General features: G+C 61.3%; 4 protein-coding genes, 1 tRNA gene and 1 pseudogene. 5 read left to right on the top strand and 1 reads right to left on the bottom strand.

What is annotated here, in order from left to right:
• Positions 1 to 500 (bottom strand): annotated as a pseudogene (locus tag ENZ75_RS24830) (hypothetical protein); the annotation flags it as partial.
• Between the two features lie 361 nt (positions 501 to 861).
• Between ENZ75_RS24830 and ENZ75_RS24825 the strand changes: the two are divergent.
• The 5 genes from ENZ75_RS24825 to kdpA all read left to right on the top strand — a co-directional run.
• A tRNA-Ser gene (locus tag ENZ75_RS24825) sits at positions 862 to 951 on the top strand.
• 112 nt (positions 952 to 1,063) lie between these two features.
• Entirely contained in the window at positions 1,064 to 1,288 is a 225-nt protein-coding gene (locus ENZ75_RS24820; protein ID WP_013529641.1) for an alkylphosphonate utilization protein, read from the top strand.
• A 258-nt stretch (positions 1,289 to 1,546) separates the two neighbouring features.
• Positions 1,547 to 1,849 (top strand): DUF982 domain-containing protein, encoded by a 303-nt coding sequence (locus ENZ75_RS24815; RefSeq protein WP_013529642.1) that lies wholly within the window; start codon positions 1,547 to 1,549, stop codon positions 1,847 to 1,849.
• Positions 1,850 to 2,300: 451 nt separating this feature from the next.
• Positions 2,301 to 2,390 carry a K(+)-transporting ATPase subunit F gene (locus tag ENZ75_RS24805; RefSeq protein WP_032808122.1) on the top strand — a complete coding sequence of 30 codons (90 nt, stop codon included), beginning with the start codon at positions 2,301 to 2,303 and terminating at the stop codon, positions 2,388 to 2,390.
• Between the two features lie 20 nt (positions 2,391 to 2,410).
• On the top strand, positions 2,411 to 3,728 hold a 1,318-nt coding region (gene kdpA, locus ENZ75_RS24800; protein ID WP_128278383.1), incomplete at its 3' end, for a potassium-transporting ATPase subunit KdpA.

Genomic DNA, 3,728 nt, shown 5'->3' with positions numbered 1-3,728 from the left:
ATGCCGAGCAGCGCGGCGATGACCGAGACGAAGGCCGATGGGCTCTCGGTTTTCGGATTGACATAAACGGCATCGGCTTCGGATCCATGGCGCAGCAGATAGATGCAGAGCGCGCCGATGGCGATTTCGGCGCCGGTGATGACAAGCGCCTGGCCCGAGAAGACGAATCCCGGCACCGTAGGGGCATAGGCATGGATGACCAGCAGCCCGACGATTATGGCAATCTGCCAGATCGTGAACTGGCGCGGGAAGCGGGCCGAGCGGCCGAAGGCGAGGCCGAGCAGGTAAAGCCCCCATAGGATGGTGACGATGTCGACGACGAGCCCGCCATAGATAAGGTAAAGCACGCTGTCTGGCAGGCCGGTGGCGCCGACCGCGGGCCAGACGGAGATCAGGCCGTAGACTGACCACGCCATGACGAAGACAAGCCAGCCCACCGGCACGAAGGACAGCCCGCTGTCCGGCCGCCTGACTGGCGTCTGTCCATTGCTCGATGTCATGTCCGCACAATGCCCCCGCAAAGCCTCGGCACCCGACAGGCAACTCCGGGGGAAGTCAAGGGCGGCCGTCCCTGCGGTCCTGCCTGTGCACACCATTGCAGCGGCGGCGCCCGCAAAAACGGGCATGCCGGCGGCCTCGTGAAAGACTGTGTGGCCGGCAAAGCGAATAGACTGCCGTTATGGCTTGGCATTCGCCGTCGGATCGACTAGATGAGCCCCGCGCCTGTTGCTTCGACGGCTCAGGTGCAGGGGAAGGCGTTTGCTGGTTGGCGACGCCGATGGCGAAAGTTTCGTCTTGCCCCAAGGGAGGTGCATCTCCCCAACCCGCGCGGCAAAACCGGCCGACGCGACATGCATGGACGGAGAGGTGGCCGAGTGGTTGAAGGCGCACGCCTGGAAAGTGTGTTTACGGGAGACCGTAACGCGGGTTCGAATCCCGCTCTCTCCGCCATCCTGCTTCGCTCTACGAGCTTCGCAGGACAAGCCCGAGCCTTTGCGCGAAGCAGGGCGGTAAACATCCCGCCGCGCTCTGCCCTTGAAACCTGCCAATCACAGGAGATGGCATGCCGAACGATGTAATCGTGCGCGACAGCAATGGCGCTCAATTGAATGACGGCGATTCCGTCACGCTGATCAAGGACCTCAAAGTCAAAGGCACTTCGGAAACGATCAAGCGCGGCACGTTGGTGAAGGCTATCCGCCTGAACGGCAATCCCGGCGAGATCGAATGCAACACCAAGCAAGTGAAAGGCCTGGTGCTCAAGACCGAGTTCGTGAAGAAGGCGTGAGCCTCAGGGCGGCAAGCGATCTCGATGGCTCCTTCGGGATTTTGGAGAGCCTGCCGTCGCCAAGTGGAAGCGGAGCCGTTGAGCGTCCGGCACATGATCGTTGCGCTGCGAAATTGATAATTTCGCCGACCAGGCACAATCAAAAACCGCCAAGACCCAAGTCTGGAACCTCCGGCCTCGTTGCGCGTTTCAGGGCGTCCCGTTCGCGGACCCGCCGGATATCTCTCCAAGCGCGCAAAAAAACCAGGAGCCCGCTTCATGCACGACAAGCTGTTTCATTCCCCGGTCGCACTCTCGGTCGGCCTTGGCTTCAAGCGCGAGATTGCGTCGCTGGCCGAAATGCACGACTTCCTTACCAATTGGACGACCTCCCGCCGCGGCCCCCTCTACCGCAACGCGGTGGAAGCATGTGAACTCGCCATCCCAGGCTATGTGACCATCGAGCAGGCCCGCCACGCGCTCGTCCAGTTTGCGCAAGCTTCTTGTATCCTGTGGCCGGACCTCGAGCCGGTGGCGGGCGTGCACGCCGTTGCGCGTGGCTATGGCGGCTACGCCGCCTGAAGATCGATACCCTCCGTGGCGGCTAAAGCCACACCACCATAGAAGGCCCGGCTGGCCCCAGCCGGGCTTTCCCGTTTCCGGCAGCTCGCAAGCAAATCGCAATCCTGTGGCTGGCCGCCTGCCTTGCGCGACAATCCCTGCGTGGAGTGTTGGGAAGAGCCCGCGCAAAAATCTTTATGAAATTCCTATTTCTTTCCACTGCGCTCCGTCTCGAACCTTTATGGCGATCGGGTCCATATTCCCTTCAGAAAACACATTCGGTTTCGTCGCCAAAGATGCGACGGGACACTTTCGATATATTGCGAACTCTCCTGTCAAGTTCGCAAAGTACAAAAGAACAAAAGGAATAAAAACAATGGATATGGCCGTTATCGGAATCGGAATTTTGTTCTTTGCCCTTTGTTTCGCCTACATAAAAGCTTGCGACGCTCTCTAGAGCGAGGCTGAAAAAATGATCGTCGACTATATTCTCGGTGGCGGCGTTACGCTGTTCCTGCTCGCCTACCTGACCTACGCCCTCGTTCGTCCAGAACGCTTCTGAAGGCACGGAAAGCCACAGCCATGACACTGAACGGTTGGATACAGATCCTGGTCTATTGCGGGATCGTCATATTGCTGGTGAAGCCGCTCGGCGGCTACATGCACCGCGTCTTCGACGGCGACCGGACGCTGCTCTCGCCCGTCTTCGGCCCGCTCGAGCGCGGGCTGTACCGTGTTTGCGGAACCAGCGAACGGGAGGAACAGCACTGGACCACCTATGCGGTCGCCCTGCTGCTCTTCAACCTTGCCGGCTTCCTGGTGCTCTACGCCCTGCAGCGCCTGCAGGGCAGCCTGCCCTACAACCCGGCCGGCATGACAGCGGTTGAACCAGGGCTCGCCTTCAACACCGCCGCCAGCTTCATGACCAACACCAACTGGCAGAACTATGGTGGCGAGAGCACGATGTCCTATCTCGTGCAGATGGCTGGGCTGACGGTGCAGAACTTCGTTTCGGCGGCCACGGGCATTGCCATAGCCATCGCGCTGATCCGCGGCTTTGCCCGGGCTTCGGGCAAGTCGATCGGCAATTTCTGGGTCGATATGACCCGCTCCACACTCTATTTGCTGCTGCCGTTCTGCGTCGTGCTGACGCTGGCCTATGTCTGGCTCGGCATGCCGCAGACGCTGGGCGCCTATGTCAACGCCACGACGCTCGAAGGCGCGCAGCAGACCATCGCCGTCGGCCCGGTCGCTTCGCAGGTGGCCATCAAGATGCTCGGCACCAATGGCGGCGGCTTCTTCAACGCCAATGCCGCGCACCCGTTCGAGAACCCCGACGCGATCTCCAACCTGATCCAGATGGTGTCGATCTTCGCCATCGGCGCCGCCTTGACCAATGTCTTCGGCCGCATGATCGGCAACCAGCGCCAGGGCTGGGCGATCCTCTCGGCCATGGGCGTCATGTTCATCGCCGGTGTCGCCATCTGCTACTGGGCGGAAGCCGCCGGCAACCCGCTGGTGCATGCGCTGGGCATCGACGGCGGCAACATGGAGGGCAAGGAGACACGTTTCGGCATCGCCTTGTCGGCGCTGTTTGCCGTCATCACCACGGCCGCTTCCTGCGGCGCTGTCAACGCCATGCACGGCTCGTTCACGGCGCTCGGCGGCATGATCCCGATCATCAACATGCAGCTTGGCGAAGTCATCGTCGGCGGTGTCGGCGCGGGCCTCTACGGCATCCTGATGTACATCGTCGTCGCCGTCTTCGTCGCCGGCCTGATGGTCGGTCGCACGCCCGAATATCTCGGCAAGAAGATCGAGGCCAAGGAGGTCAAGATGGCGATGCTGGCCATATTGTGCCTGCCGCTGGCGATGCTGATCTTCACGGCCATCGCCGTCG

The organism is Mesorhizobium sp. M7A.F.Ca.CA.002.04.1.1 (genome assembly GCF_004022805.1).
Lineage (GTDB): Bacteria > Pseudomonadota > Alphaproteobacteria > Rhizobiales > Rhizobiaceae > Mesorhizobium > Mesorhizobium ciceri.
Note: the sequence above shows the minus strand (reverse complement) of the source record. Positions and strands in the feature narration are given on the sequence as shown.